The following is a 14,367-nucleotide window of genomic DNA, read 5'->3' on the forward strand; positions in this document are numbered from 1 at the left end:
CTCAGCGGTTCCAACTCTGCTTGGCGGCTCGCACCAGGCGGTCTTTCAGGTCACGCGTGTGCCGGCGGGCCACCGGTAGCTCCTGGCCGTCGATAGCGACCACGTACGCGCCCGAGATCAGGCGCAGCTCCGAGATCAGGCGCAACTGCACGAGGTACGAGCGGTGGATCCGGACAAAGCCCGCGTCCGCCCACCGCTCCGCCAGGGTGGCCAGCGACACCCGTACCAGGTGGGAGCCCTCCGCCGTGTGCAGTCGGGCGTAGTCGCCCTGCGCCTCCACCCACCGCACCGATGAGCGGGGCAGCAGCTTGGTGACACCGGCCAGCTCGACCGGGATCGTCGGGTCGTCCGCGCGTTCCCGGCGACCGGCTACGGCCGGATGGGTCGGCACCAGGCGGGCTCCGGCCACCCGGCGCAACGACTCGGCAAGCCGCTCGACCTGTACCGGCTTGCGGATGTAGTCGGCGACGGCCAGCTCGAACGCCTCGACCGCCCGGTCGTCGTACGCGGTGACGAACACGATCGCGGGCGGCTTCGCGAACCGGCCGAGGATCCGGGCCAGTTCCATCCCGTCGAGCCCGGGCATCCTGATGTCCAGGAAGACCGCGTCCACCTCGGAGTCGTGCAGCACCCGCAGTGCCTCGGTCGCGTCCGGCGCCGTGTGCACAGTGGACACTCGTGCGTCGGCGCGCAGCAGGTACGCCAGCTCGTCGAGCGCCGGGGGCTCATCGTCGACGGCCAGCACCCGCAGCCCGGTCACGACCGGCCCGCCCGTACGCCCGGGTGGAACTTCGGCACCCGCATGCTCACCTTCGTACCCGCGCCCGGCGCCGTCTCCACCACGAGACCGAACTCGTCCCCGAACACCGCCCGGAGCCGATCGTCTACGTTGGACAGACCGACGTGCTGTCCGGCATCGGTCGACTCGTCGCCGGCCGGGCCACGGCCACCCAGGTGTCCGTTGTCGCCCGAGCCGTCGCCGGAAGCGGCACCCCGGCCAGCGACCGGGACGGCGACGGGACCGCCGTCGACGTCCTGGCTGCCGGTCAACACCGAGGGTTCCATCCCCACTCCGTCATCTTCGACCGTGATGTGGCACTCCGCACCCGCGTCGCGGGCGACGATGCTGACCGTACCGACTCCCGGCTTGGCCGACAGCCCGTGCCGTACGGCGTTTTCGACCAGCGGTTGCAGGCACAGGAACGGGAGTCCGACCGGCAGCACCTCGGGCGCGATCTGCAACCGCACCTGGAGCCGTTCGCCGAACCGGGCCCGTTCGATGGTCAGGTACCGGTCGATCGAGCGCAGCTCCTCGGCCAGAGTGGTGAACTCGCCATGCGCCCGGAAGCTGTACCGGGTGAACTCGGCGAACTCGAGGATCAGTTCGCGGGCGCGCTCCGGATCGGTACGCACGAACGAGGCGATGGCAGTCAGCGCGTTGTAGATGAAATGCGGGCTGATCTGCGCCCGGAGTGCCCGCACCTCGGCCCGGGCCAACCGTGCCCGCGAGGTGTCCAGCTCGGCCAGGGCCAGCTGGGCGGCTACCCACCGGCCGGTCTCCCGGGTCGCCTGCACGAATCCGGGTGCCGGCGGCCCGTCGGCGAGTGCGACCAGCGCACCGCCCCGGAGCGGTACCACGACGGCACCCCGGATCTGGCAGTCCATCAGGTCGCAGGGCAGCTCGCGGGTCGCCAGTACCGCCGGGCGACCGGAACCCACCGCCCTCGCCGCCGCCGCCAGCAACTGCTCCCGGTGGTGCTCCCCCGTCCCGTCGAAGGCCAGCACCCGGTTCGTGTCGGTGACGGCCAGGCCGGCCGCCCCGATCAACGCCCGCAGGTGCCGGACGGCCTTGCCGGCGCTGCCCGGGGACAGCCCGGCGCGCAGCGGCTCGGCGGCCAGCCCCACGGTGTGCAACACGTCGTAGGTGGCCCGCTGGGTGGCGGTGGCGATCCCCCGCCGGGCGCGCAGCCGCGCCACCCCGTACACGGTCGCGCCGAGCGCGGCGAGCAGCGCGAGTACGGCCAGCGCGGCGGAGAGGTTCGCCCTCACGGCGGACAATCCTTTCGGCCAGCTCGCCGGATGTCCAGACAGGGACCCCCTGGGCTGCTGCAATAAGTCGAGTGGACGGGGACGACGGACGCGAGTCACGCCGTGCGCGGGAGCGCGGGGCGGACCCCCGTGAGACCTGGGAAAAGGCCCGGAGTGCCCGGTTCGCCGAGATAGCGGAGCCGCCGGAGGCGGACGGATCAGGCGAGGGTGCGCCGGCCGAAAACCCGAGCGAGACCGCCGCAGCGGGGGCGGAAGGCGCCCAGCGCGGCCAGCCGAGCGGAGACGGTCACCGGAACCGAGACGGCGGCCAGAGCAGGGACGGCGGCTGGCCGTTCGGGCGGCCGCAGTCGGGCGCCACACTGCGCGGCGAGGCGGACAGGCGTACCAAGTGGGATAAATGGGATTCCGATGAGCCCACTGCTCCGATTCAGCCGATCGAGTGGCAGCCACTGGCGGACCAGGCGCGCGAAGGCCCGCGCGGGGAAGGCGCCGATCCCCTGGCCGGAGAGCGGGCCGGCGGGAATCCGTCACCCCGGCCCCCGGAGCCGCAGGACGGCAGCCGAGTCGGGCACGGCGGCGAGAGCGGCTCAGACCGTCGCGACCCCGACTTCGACGGCACCGAACTCGACACGATGGGTCAGGAGCCGCCTGTTCCGGAACCGGACTCCGAGGACGTCGACCCCGATCACCCCTTCGACTGGCTGACGCCGGCCGACCCGGCCGACGCCGGCGAACCGGAGGATCCCGGGCGTCCGAGGCGCGCGCCCGCCGCCCCGCCGCGCGGCACGACCGCCTGGGGCGGCACACAAGCGGGCGCCCGAAGCCCGGGACAGACAGCCGCCCGAGGCGGCGCACAGGCGGGCGCCCGAAGCCCCGGACAGGCGGCCGCCCGGGGCGCCGAACAGCCCGAGCGAGCAGCCGGCCGGGGCACGGAACAAGCCGGCGAACCGGCCCGGAAGCAGGGCCGACGCTGGCCCTGGCGCCGGAAACGGCGCGACAGGGAAGACCCCGGCCAGACGGGCCAGAACCAGACCGGCGCAGACCAGATCGGCCCGGAACGGCCAGACGACACTCGGGCGGACGAGGGCGCGGAGCCCCCGCTGCCCACCGAACCGGGCGGCTCCGGCCAGCTCGACCCCTGCCCGGACGGCGACGTGAACCCGGCCGACCAGGCGGTGTGGGCGGACGAGCCGGTACCGGCGGTACGGGCGCCGGCCGGTGCCGCCGTCGGCGCCGATGCCGCGGCCCGTGCCGGTACGGCGCCGACCCGGGCCCGGCCGGCGGAAGGCGGCCAGCCGGCCGGCGGTCACCCCGACCCGAGACGCTCCGGAGCCGGCCAGAGGCAACCGGTCGGAGTCCGGTGGGGTACCGGCCGGCGGCAGGCGGGCCGGGGCAGGCGCGCCGGCCGGCGTGGACCGTCGGCGGCGAGGCGCAGATGGTGGCGGATCCGGTCCGACGTCTACGCGGTGACGATCTACCTTCTCGGCGCGGTGTACGTGCTGGAACGGCTCCTGCCCGACCCGGTCGGCCGGGTCCAGACCAACGTTCCGGACCAGACGTTCTTCCAGTGGATGCTCGCGTACGGCGCCCAGGTGGTGTCCCGGGGTGCCGACCCGCTGTTCACCACCCGGTTGGGCAATCCGATCGGGGTGAACATGATGGCCAACACGTCGGTGCTGGGCATCAGCATTCCGCTGGCACCGGTGACGCTCCTGTTCGGGGCGCCCGTCGCGTACGTGGTGTTCTCCCTGCTGGCGCTCGCCGGCACCGCGGCCGCCTGGTACTACGTGCTGTCCCGGCACGTGGTGCGGTCACGGATGGCGGCCGGCATCGGGGGCGGCCTGGCCGGCTTCGCCCCGGCGATGATCTCCCACGCGTACGGGCACCCGAACATCGTGGCGCAGTTCCTGGTGCCGTTCCTCGTCTGGCGCGCCATCTGCCTGCGCGAGCAGGGCCACTGGCTGCGCAACGGAATCCTGTTCGGGCTGCTGGTCACCTGGCAGGCGTTCATCAACGAGGAGGTCCTGCTGATCGCCGCCATCGGCCTGATCGTCTTCGTACTGAGCTACTGCGCCATGCGGCCGTCGGTGGTGCGCCGGGACGCGCTGACGTTCCTGCGCGGTCTACTGGTGTCCGTCGTGCTCGCCGGGGTGCTGCTGGCGTACCCGCTGTACGTCGAGTTCCGCGGGCCGCAGCACGGTACCGGGGCGAACACCGCGGGACCTCGCCCGTACCCGGCTGACCTGCTGTCCTTCCCGGCGTTCTCCAGCAGCTCGCTGGCCGGCAACCCGAGGGTCGTCGGACAGCTGGCGCAGAACATCTCCGAGCAGAACGCGTTCTTCGGCTGGCCGCTGCTGGTCCTGCTCGCCCTCATGACGGTCCTGATGCGGCGCAGCCGGGTCTACCTGTCCGGGCTGATCGTGGTGCTGGTGCTGACCGCGCTGTCGCTGGGCTCTCACGTTCACCTGGGTGGTCAGGACACCGGGGTGTCCGGCCCGTGGAGCCTGGTCGCGCACGCGCCACTGTTCCGGCAGGTGGTGCCGACCCGGGTCGCGGTGGACATCGCGCCGGTACTCGCCGTGCTGGTCGCGCTGGCGTACGACCGGGTCGCGGCCATCCATGCCCGGGATCCGCTCGGGCCGGGGAACCTGGTCTGGCGAGGTGCGCTGATCGCGGTCCTGTTACCGCTGGTACCGCTGCCGCTGCGCGTGAGCGACCTGCCGCCGGTACCGCCGTTCATCACCCAGGGCGTCTGGCACGAGTACGTGGACGACCACCATTCCCTGGTCAGCGTCCCGTCCGCGCAGATCGGCCGGTTGGAACCGATGCGCTGGTCGCTGCTCACGAACGTCGGATTCACCATTCCAGCCGGGTACTACCTCGCCCCGAACGGAGCCTTCGGCAGCCCGCCACGAGCGACCTCGACGCTGCTGGACGCCGTCGCGAACACCGGGCGCATCCCGGAGATCGGGCCGGAGGAGGAGGCCAACGCGCTGACGGACCTGCGGTACTGGCGAGCGTCAGCGGTGGTCGTGGTGCCCGGTTTCCACACCGATCAGGTCAACGAGACGGGTAGCGAGCTGTTCGGCTTCCGCCCCCGGTTCGTGTCCGGAGTATGGGTGTGGGACGTCCGGGAGCTGGTGAATCAGTAAGCGCCCCTGCTGCCCAGGACGACGCCGACCGTGCGCCACAGGATGGTGAGGTCGAACGTGAGCGACCAGTTGTCCACGTAGTACAGGTCGAGCCGCACCGCGTCGTCCCAGGACAGGTCGGAGCGCCCGGAGACCTGCCACAGACCGGTCATCCCCGGCCGGACCAGCAGCCGGCGCCGCACGTCGCCCAGGAAGTCGCCATCCTCCGCCGGCAGCGGCCTCGGGCCGACCAGCGACATCTCACCGAGCAGCACGTTGATCAGCTGGGGCAGCTCGTCGAGTGAGCTGGCCCGCAGGAACCGGCCGACGGGAGTGACCCGAGGGTCATTCTTGATCTTGAAGAGAAGTCCGTCGCTCTCGTTCTGGTCGACCAGCGCGGCGAGGCGTTCCTCGGCGTCGACGTACATGGTGCGGAACTTCCACACCTTGAACGTCTTGCCCTCGCGACCGACCCGGCGTTGGCGGAAGAAGACCGGACCTTTGTCCGACGCCCAGATCGCGATGCCCACCCCGGCCAGCACCGGCAGCAGGATGAGCAGGCCGATGGCCGCGACCAGGCGGTCCATCAGCGTCTTGAAGAGCCAGGCCACCCCGGACAGGGTGGGCTCTTCCACGTAGAGCAGCGGAAGGCCCTCAACCGGTCGGATATGTACCCGCGGGCCGGCGATGTCGGTCAGCTGCGGCGCCACGATGAGGTCGACCCCGGTGCCCTCCAGCTGCCATGCCAGCCGGCGCAGCTCGCCCGGCTCGGCGCTGGCCGAGCCGCACACCGCGATCGTGTCGGCGCCGACCTCGCGGACCAGCGGCACGACCTCGCGGTTGGAGTAGACCGGCACCGGTGTGTCCGAGTCCGAGTTGGACGAATAGCCCTCGGTGACATGAATCGCCACCGGTACCAGGCCGGCACCCTCGTTGCGGCTGACGGCGGTGTGCACCTCCAGCGCCTCCGGCAGGGTGCCGACCAACAGCACCCGGTGCGTGGCCACACCCTTGCGCCGGACCAGGTGCAGTGCCTTACGAGCGACGTACCGCATGATGCTGATGTAGACCGCGGCGCCGACCAGGGCGACCGCGACCGAGAGCCGGGACAGCTGCGCCTTGTTCGCGAACGCGATGAACGACGCGACCGCCGCCATCGCCAGCGCGGCACGGGACACCCGTTTGAACTCGTCCGTGCCGATGCCCAGGTACCGGCGGTCGTAGGCGCCGTTGCCCCAGAGCACGATCAGCCAGGCCAGCGGCAGGAGCAGGTACACCAGCAGGTTGAACAGCACCGGCGGCTTGATGCCCGAGGTGGCCTTGTTGAGGAGGGAGATGGCGGTGAGGTCGGCGAGAATGACGGCCGCGTAGTCGAGCACCAGCAGGATCCCGGCGTACGAGCGGTGCCAGGTCGACAACCGGCGCGTACGGAACCATGCGGAGCGCGGTACGCCATTGGCCTTCGACATGATCTCGAAGGTGTCACCGTAACGCGTGTCGGTCATCGTTCTCCGGGTCGGCTCGGTGGCCGGTGGGTGGAGGCTCGTCGTCACTGTTAGTGTGTCCTCCCGCGCCGCGATGGTACGCATGTCACCACGCTCGCCGGCCCGAACGCGCTGCACTCTCCACCGGCGTGTCGCCCACTTACCGACCCTCGATGATCATGCCGAAGGTGGGCTGGCCAACCGCCAAGCGAACCGCTCCACCTGGGAAAGCACCCAATCACGGTGTCCCCAGTGTGCCACGGGCCGCCCGCGCGTGCGATGTCGACCGGCTGACATTAGTGCGTAGAAGGGACACCTGTCGAGTCCCGGTCCGCGGTTTTCGCGGCGTGATCCGATCTTCGGAAAAGACGGGTCAGCCACCGCGGACCACGTACCCAGAGTAACGGATCCGATGACTTCCGTGGTGACCGCTGGCAGCGGGCCGCGCATTTGACAGTTCTCACCGGTCAATCTGCGCCAATTGACCGCCATGACCAGTGCGAAAACGAGTCATTATGGCGCCGGGGACTTTTCTGGCAACGGAATGGTCACAGTGCGGTGAGGCGGACCATTCACCGCAACGGTTCCGTAACTGGCGAGGCCCGGCGACCGGGCCGGAATCGCCGGTTACCACCCCTGCATTGACCGGAAAAGCGGACCCTCGCGAAAATCCGCCCGGACGGGCAGGTGAACCGGACCGGACGACTGCAGAACCTTGGCTGGTCGACGCGTGGATCCGGCCCGGTACCGGCCGCAACCGGCCCGGACGGCTCAGCGCACCAGCCGGGACAGGCGCCGGTCGGCCAGCGGCTTTCCGTTGGTCTGGCAGCCCGGGCAGTACTGGAGACTGGAGTCGGCGAATGACACCTCGCGGATGGTCGTGCCACACACCGGGCAGGGCAGGCCATTCCGGTTGTGGACGGCCAGACCGGACCGCTTCTCGCCCTTGAGGGTCGCCGCCTTCTGCCCGACCGATCGGTTCACCGCGTCGGTCAGGACCGACCGCATCGCCGCGTACAGCCTGTCCAGCGCTTCGGCCGGCAGCCGGTCGGTGATCGCGAACGGCGACAGCTTCGCCGCGTGCAGGATCTCGTCGGAGTACGCGTTACCCACGCCGGCGATCACCTCCTGCTCGGTCAGTACACCCTTGACCTGCCCACGCCGGGACTTCAGCCGCTGCTCGAACTCCTCCCTGGACACGGCGAGCGCGTCCGGGCCGAGCCGGGCGACGCCGGGGACCTCGGCCGGGTCGCGCACCAGGTACGCGGCGAGCTTCTTCTGGGTGCCTGCCTCGGTGAGGTCGAATCCCGAGCCGTCGTCCAGCCGGACCCGCACCGCGATCGGGCTCTTGCCCGGCTTGAGCGGCGTGGCCGAGTTGAACGCGTCCCGGTAGTGCAGCCATCCGGCCCTGGCCAGGTGGACGACCAGGTGCAGGTCGTCGCCCAGGTGCACGTCCAGGAACTTGCCGTGCCGGCCGGCACCGGTCAGGGTGAGGCCGGCCGCGGCCGAGACCGGCGGGTCGTAGGTCTTCAGCGCGCTGATCGCGGCGACTTCGATCCGCGACACGGTGTGGCCGGCGGCGCGCTCGCGCAGGTACGCGGCGAGCGCCTCGACCTCGGGCAGCTCCGGCATGACGACAAGTTAACCTCAATCCACCGGCATCAGCTCATGTCAACAGCTGGAACAGGACATCGCGACCGCTCACACCCGTCGGAGGCTTGCCACACCATGAAGGTGGTCGTCGCGCACAACCAGTACTCTTCGGCCGCGCCGTCCGGGGAGAATGTGATCGTCGACGCCGAGATCGCCCAGCTCCGGGCGGCCGGCGTCGAGGTTGTGCCCTTTCTGCGCAGTTCCGACGAGATCGGTTCGCTGCCCCTGGCCCAGAAGGCCCTCCTGCCGGTCGCGCCGATCTGGGCGCCGGCCGCACAGCGGGCGCTCGCCGAGCTGATCCGTGCCGAGCGCCCCGACCTGCTGCACCTGCACAACCCGTACCCGCTGATCTCCCCGTGGATCGTGCGCACCGCACACGCCCACGGCCTGCCGGTGCTACAGACCGTGCACAACTACCGCCAGGTGTGCGCGCCGGGCCTGTACTTCCGGGACGGGCACATCTGCCACGACTGCCGGGGCCGGGCGTTCGCGCTGCCGGCGATCCAGCACAGCTGCTACCGCGGCTCGAAGGCGCAGAGCGCGATCATGGCGACGTCGCTGGCCGTGCACCGCCGGACCTGGCGCAGCGTCGATCACTACCTCGCGCTCACCGGTGGGATCGCCGAACACCTGCGCGACTACGGCATTCCGGACGATCGGATCACAATCAAGCCGAACGCCATCGCCGACCCGGGCCCGGTTGCCCCGATCGGCTCCGGCCTGCTGTTCGCCAGCCGGCTGTCCGCCGAGAAGGGCCTCGCCCTGCTGCTCGACGCGTGGTCCCGGCACCCGGTCGGGTCGCTCGGCGTGCTGCGCGTCGCGAGCGACGGGCCGCTGCGCCCGGTGGTCGAGGCCGCGGCCGCGGCCCGCTCCGACGTGGTCTACCTCGGCCCACAGGACCAGGCGGGGGTACGGGCGGCGATGCGCGAATCGGCCGTCGTGGTGGCCGCGTCGACCTGGGACGACGTGCTGCCCACGGTGATCATCGAGGCGCTCGCGAACGGGCGGCCGGTGCTGGGCACCAAGCTGGGCGGCATCCCGTACCTGATCGGTGACGCCGGGTGGACCGTGGCGCCGACGGTCGACGAACTGGCCGCGGCCCTGCCGGTGGCGGTGGCCGGTGCCGCCGGGCTGACGAACGCCGCCCGCGCCCGATACGAGGCGAATTTCACTCCCGACGTGCTCGTCAAGCGGTTGCTGGACGTCTATTCCAACCTGGTGAACAGGGGGCACCGGGAAGGGGACCAATCAGTGAACGGATATCGTTCAGGGCCATGGGCCACTCCTCAACCGTGAACTCACGACGGCCAGAAACCCCCTTCGACTCGCCCGACCAACCCGCGACGAGGCGCAGTGGTTCCGGCCGGAAGATCCTTGACCTTGTACTTCACCCGGTCACGGCGGCCGGTCAGGGCGAGCCCATCCTCAACCCCACCCGGTGGACCTCACGACACCGCTGGTTCGTCCTCGCCGGGCTGATCCTGGCCGGCGCGGCGGGCCTGCTGGAGGGGATCCAGCGGGGCACCCTCGGCGCGAACGGGTCGGAAGCCACCCGCGCCTTCGCCGCCGCGCTGATCGGCGTCGCGATGATCGGGCTGGCGCTGTCCCTGCGCGGGATCACAGTGCCCGGCTTCCTGCTCGGCGGATTCTTCATCGGTGCCGGCATCCTCAGCTGGACGTACACCGACATGGGGTGGGTCGTCTGGCTACTGCTGGCGATCGAGGGAATCGTGTTCGCGATCTGGACCATCCCCTGGCTGCGCGACCTGGCGCGCCTGCCCCGGTTGGGGTCGGCCTGGATCGGCCTGGCGTACTGGGTCTTCGGCGCGATCAGCGCGGTACTGGTCTGGAAGGTCAACGTCGCGGCCGGCCGGATCGTGTACTCCGGGTTGTTCATCCTCGGCGCGCTGGCGGTGGTGAACGCGACCCGCAAGTCGCGGCGGGACATGTCCGTCGGCGTGGTGGCCGCCTTCCTGGTCGCGGTCGGCGCGCTGTTCATCGTCGGCTCCGGGAACGCCCTGGACAACGCGCACGACGTGCCGGGCAACGAGTGGGGCGCGCACCAGCAGGGCCGGTTCTGGGGCGGTCCGCACCTGCTCTACCACCCGAACTCGTTGGCCGTCGCGGCCGTCACGATCGCCATCCGGATCGCCGCGGACAAGGCGTTCGAGCGCTGGCAGCGGTACGCCGCCCTGGCCGCGGCCACGATCGTGCTGCTGCTGGTCAACTCGCGTACCGGCTGGGGGTACTTCGGCGCGGCGACCGGCCTGTGGGCCGTGATGATCGCGTACTCGCGCTGGTTCAAGCGCCCGATCGAGGGCATGGACACCTTCCGTACCGCGCGGGGTGCCTGGGCGGCGGCGGTGCTGCCGGTCCTGCTGGCGTTCGCGATCATCCTCGGCTCCGGCGGTGTGCACTTCCTGAGCCAGCAGCGGTACGGCGGCGGCACCACCAGCACCGCCAGCGCGCTCACCAGCGGCCGCTCGTCGACCTGGAGCGTGGCCTGGTCGGAGTTCAAGCAGGACGGCATCTCCCAGAAGTTGTTCGGCGACGCCAAGTACGTCCGCGGCTACGTGCTGCGCGAGGACAGCAGCGAGAACGGCCTCCAGCAGCCGCAGCTGACCACCGACGACGCGATGGTCGGATCGGCGCGGCGGGGCGGCATCCTGGGCGGGCTGGCATTCGTGATCGGCCTGCTGGTGATGATCTGGCGGTCGCTGTTCGGCGTCCGGCGGGGCTCCGGCCGGCGGCGCCCGCCGGTCTGGTTCACGCTCGCGGCCAGTTGCTCGGTCATCACCATCGCGACGGCGGACTGGCTGCTCGGCGGCACCGGCGGCACGCTGTGGGTGTACCTGATGGCCGGCGAGGCTTTCCTGCTCTTCGGCCCGGTTCAGACCCCGCTGACCTCGGTCGACAACGGAGTCGACGCGGAGGCGGGAACCAGTCGGGCCGCCGCCCAGGTGTAGATCGAGATCATCGCGACCAGCCCGGCGGCGGCTCCGATCGTGAGTCCCCACGCCGCGCCCTGAAGGTGACCCTGCGAAGCGCCCAGTACCAGGCCGGTGAGGCTGGTGATCGTGAAGATCAGGTACTGGGCGAAGAGCAGCCGGGCTCGCTGCATCCCCCGGATCGCCGCGGTGAACGGGATCTGGAGCAGGTAGATCCCGGCCTGAAGATTGATCGGAAGGGCTAGCGGGACGATCGCCGCGTACCGGCCCAGGTGGGGCTGGAGCACGTTGGCCAGCGGTACCACCACGGCGATCATCACGACCGCGAGGCCTGCGAACGCCGCCGCCAGGCGCAGCGTCTGCCTCCGCAGGCCGCGCTCGTTCCGGCTGCCGGCCAGCCGGGACGAGCGCGGTACGAGCAGCCCCATCATGGCCGTCACGAAGTTCTGTACCGGTTGGAGCAGCGCGGTCTGCCCGGAGCGCAGGACGGCCAGCTCGGCGCCGCTCATCCGGCCGGCGACCAGGAACCCGACGGCCTGCACCTGGATCTGCCCGACCAGCGTCGTCGCCGTGAACCAGCCGGACAGTTTGCGCGTCTCGGCCAGCCAGCGCCGCGGGTCGCCACGCCACGGCCGGGCTCCGCTGCGCGCCAGGAAGGTCGCCGCCCCGGCGCACGCACCCAGCCCCCAGCTGGCCAGCAGCAGGCCCGGCGACGTCGACCCGGTGGTCACCATCAACACGATGATCAGCGCCTGGCTGCCGGTCCAGACCAGGTCGATGATGAGCGCCTGCGCCGGCTCGCGCTCGGACAGATAGGTGTACCGGCCGGTGTCGTGCAGCAGGATCACCGGGAGGAACGGAGCCACCCAGATCAGGTCCTGAAGGTCGATCGTCCCGGACGGATGTCGCCACAGCGCCCAGACAGCGATCAGGATCGCACCCGCCACGCAGCCGACGGCGACCGCGGCGGCCAGGGCATGCCGCACCAGCCGGGCCCGTTCCTCCCCGTCCAGCCGGGAGACCTGGGCGAGCATGGTGTCGCCGATGAACGCCCGGTTGACAGACAGCACCAGATAGCCCAGGCCGACCGAGAGCACCAGAGCCCCGGCCCGGGTACGGCTGGCGAGCAGTCCGATCGGGAGAAGGGTGTTGGCGGCATTGGCGGTAGCCATCACCACCTGGTCGGCCAGGCCAGCACCGACCCAGCGGGCGCCCCGCATCGCCATCGGCCGTCAGGCTCCCTGGCCGGTCTGTCCGGGAATCCCCGCGTGTGGCACGGTGACGACCGACTGCGGGGTGACCGGGGCCGGGCTCTTCGGGCGGACGCTGGCCCTGGCCGCCATCCCGATCGAGGCGATCAGGAACAGGCCGTTGACCAGGCCGAACGCGACCATCACCCAGACCGTCCACTGTGGGGCGAGCGCGATGATCAGCGCGATCGCCGTGATCACCGCGCCGTAGTCGCGGATCAGCTTGACCACGCGGATGACCGGGGAGGAGGACGAGACCAGGCTCTGCGCCGAGTTGCCCTGCTGGAGGACGGAGGTGACCAGGTTGACCATCCAGGTGCCGGCGAACACGCCGTACCACCAGACCGGAGTGCTGGGCCGGTACGCGTGGGCGACGCTCGCGACCGCGGCGACCAGCGAGATCTGCAGCGCGACATCGCACAGCACGTCGACCCTCGCACCGGCCGGGCTGGACTGGCCGGTGACCCGGGCGAGCTGACCGTCGGCGCAGTCCAGCGAGTATGCCAGCTGCCAGACGACCAGCGCGGCCAGCCCGATCGCCAGGGCCGGTACCCGTCCGCTGTGCAGCGATCCGGCCAGGCTTCCGACGGCGACCGAGGTCACCACGCCGAGAACCAGGTTGAGCAGGGTCAGCGCGGTCGGCGGCAGTCCGAGTCGTGCCGCCGCGACGGCGAGGTAGGAGCCGAGGTACTGGTTGACCGACTCGGTGAACAGGCCGCTGGACCGGTGCCGAGCCCGGAAGTCGGCCGAGGTGGGAACGCTGGCGGCGGTCACGGACGGGCACCCAGCAGGTTGGCGCGGTCCAGGTCCGGTTCGAAGTCGACCTCGACACAGCCGTACTGGCTGATGTCGACGGCTGCCACGCGCAGCCCTTCCTCCCCGATCGCGGTCTCCAGGCCGCGCTCGAAGTAGTCCTGGTCACCGCATCGGTCGAGGTGCTTGACCAGGACGGCCCGGTCCTCCTCGGTGACGTAGTTGATCCCGACGGCCTCGCCCAGCCCGCCGACCACCTGCTTGGACAGCTCCTTGATGTACCCGTCGTCGTCGAGGGTGTATTTGACCTCTTCGTCGGCCACGCTGTCGGTGTTCACGGCGACGAAGCTCTGGCCCGCGTCGATCTGCGCGGTCAGCTCGCCCAGCAGGCCGGGCACGAAGACCACGTCGCCGTTGAGCCAGAGGACTCCTCCCGGCGGTGCCAGCCGCAGAGCCTTGAGCAGGCTCTTGCTGGTGTTGGTCTGGTCGTAGAGCTCGTTGTAGATGAATGAGGCTTCGTCCGCTGCGGCCTCCATGATCAGGCTCATCTTGAAGCCGACGACGACTGTCACCTGGACCTGCGGACCGAATGCGTCGCGCAGGTGGTCCAGTTGCTGGCGCAGGATGCTCCGGCCGTCAGCGAGAGGGGTGAGTGGTTTGGGGTACGGCCGACCCAGCCGAGTACCCAGGCCGGCGGCCAGCACGACCACGTTCACGATTCCCATACTCCTTCCGGCGGCGGCATGGACCGTCGCAGAATAGCGCGCGTACACGAGATTAATTCCGGGGTACGTGCACCCTAAAAGTCAGCGACATCAGCCGGCAATCCACGTAAATCAGCAGTTGGTCGGCCTCCCCGGACTCCGCTCGCGCCGCGACCCGCGCGCATCCGTCGTGGGTACCCGCACCCGCGCCCGGCAGTCATGGATCGATCACCGCCACTGAGGCAGGTACCGGGAGCAGGGAGATCATCGAGGGGGCGTATCGAAAACAGGTCTTGAGAAGTTATCCCAGCACGCGGACGATGTCCGTAACGTCCGTTGCTATCCGGTAGCCAGCGACGCCCGGTAGGGGCGGCGTCGCGGTCCGGCGCCGGAAC

9 protein-coding genes and 1 pseudogene are annotated in these 14,367 nt (G+C 70.6%); 3 read left to right on the forward strand and 7 right to left on the reverse strand.

Annotated features, from left to right (window positions below):
* Window position 1: 1 nt before the first annotated feature.
* A complete protein-coding gene (locus Raf01_RS06560) occupies window positions 2-760 on the reverse strand; it encodes a LytR/AlgR family response regulator transcription factor (RefSeq protein ID WP_203916811.1) in 759 nt (252 codons plus the stop codon).
* Window positions 757-2,049 carry a sensor histidine kinase gene (locus Raf01_RS06565; RefSeq protein ID WP_203916812.1) on the reverse strand — a complete coding sequence of 431 codons (1,293 nt, stop codon included), beginning with the start codon at window positions 2,047-2,049 and terminating at the stop codon, window positions 757-759. Before Raf01_RS06565 ends, Raf01_RS06560 begins: the two co-directional genes overlap by 4 nt.
* 71 nt (window positions 2,050-2,120) lie before the next feature.
* Between Raf01_RS06565 and Raf01_RS06570 the strand changes: the two genes are divergently transcribed.
* Window positions 2,121-5,201 (forward strand): DUF6311 domain-containing protein, encoded by a 3,081-nt coding sequence (locus tag Raf01_RS06570; protein ID WP_203916813.1) that lies wholly within the window; start codon window positions 2,121-2,123, stop codon window positions 5,199-5,201.
* On the opposite strand, the gene Raf01_RS06575 is transcribed toward Raf01_RS06570, so the two are convergent.
* Both Raf01_RS06575 and Raf01_RS06580 read right to left on the reverse strand, forming a co-directional pair.
* Entirely contained in the window at window positions 5,195-6,685 is a 1,491-nt protein-coding gene (locus Raf01_RS06575) for a sugar transferase (protein WP_203916814.1), read from the reverse strand. The two genes, Raf01_RS06570 and Raf01_RS06575, sit on opposite strands and share 7 nt — an antisense overlap.
* Before the next feature lie 750 nt (window positions 6,686-7,435).
* On the reverse strand, window positions 7,436-8,296 hold the full coding sequence (locus Raf01_RS06580; RefSeq protein ID WP_203916815.1) for an Fpg/Nei family DNA glycosylase: 861 nt from the start codon (window positions 8,294-8,296) through the stop codon (window positions 7,436-7,438).
* A gap of 96 nt (window positions 8,297-8,392) precedes the next feature.
* On the opposite strand from Raf01_RS06580, the gene Raf01_RS06585 reads away from it, so the two are divergent.
* The gene (locus Raf01_RS06585) at window positions 8,393-9,613 is read left to right on the forward strand and encodes a glycosyltransferase family 4 protein (protein ID WP_203916816.1); all 1,221 of its coding nucleotides are present in this window, start codon (window positions 8,393-8,395) and stop codon (window positions 9,611-9,613) included.
* A complete protein-coding gene (locus Raf01_RS06590) occupies window positions 9,610-11,283 on the forward strand; it encodes an O-antigen ligase family protein (protein WP_203916817.1) in 1,674 nt (557 codons plus the stop codon). The genes Raf01_RS06585 and Raf01_RS06590 overlap by 4 nt, the downstream gene beginning before the upstream one ends.
* Here Raf01_RS06590 and Raf01_RS06595 read toward each other — a convergent pair.
* The 3 genes and pseudogenes from Raf01_RS06595 to Raf01_RS06605 form a co-directional block, all read right to left on the reverse strand.
* Window positions 11,208-12,491: an MATE family efflux transporter gene (locus Raf01_RS06595; RefSeq protein WP_203916818.1), complete on the reverse strand. Its 1,284-nt coding sequence runs from the start codon at window positions 12,489-12,491 to the stop codon at window positions 11,208-11,210. The two genes, Raf01_RS06590 and Raf01_RS06595, sit on opposite strands and share 76 nt — an antisense overlap.
* 93 nt (window positions 12,492-12,584) lie before the next feature.
* Window positions 12,585-13,289, reverse strand: a pseudogene (locus tag Raf01_RS06600) (CDP-alcohol phosphatidyltransferase family protein); the annotation flags it as partial.
* The gene (locus Raf01_RS06605) at window positions 13,286-13,993 is read right to left on the reverse strand and encodes a phosphocholine cytidylyltransferase family protein (RefSeq protein ID WP_239133419.1); all 708 of its coding nucleotides are present in this window, start codon (window positions 13,991-13,993) and stop codon (window positions 13,286-13,288) included. The gene Raf01_RS06605 and the pseudogene Raf01_RS06600, both read right to left, overlap by 4 nt.
* Window positions 13,994-14,367 lie beyond the last annotated feature (374 nt).

It is taken from the genome of Rugosimonospora africana, assembly GCF_016862975.1.
GTDB classification, from domain to species: domain Bacteria; phylum Actinomycetota; class Actinomycetes; order Mycobacteriales; family Micromonosporaceae; genus Rugosimonospora; species Rugosimonospora africana.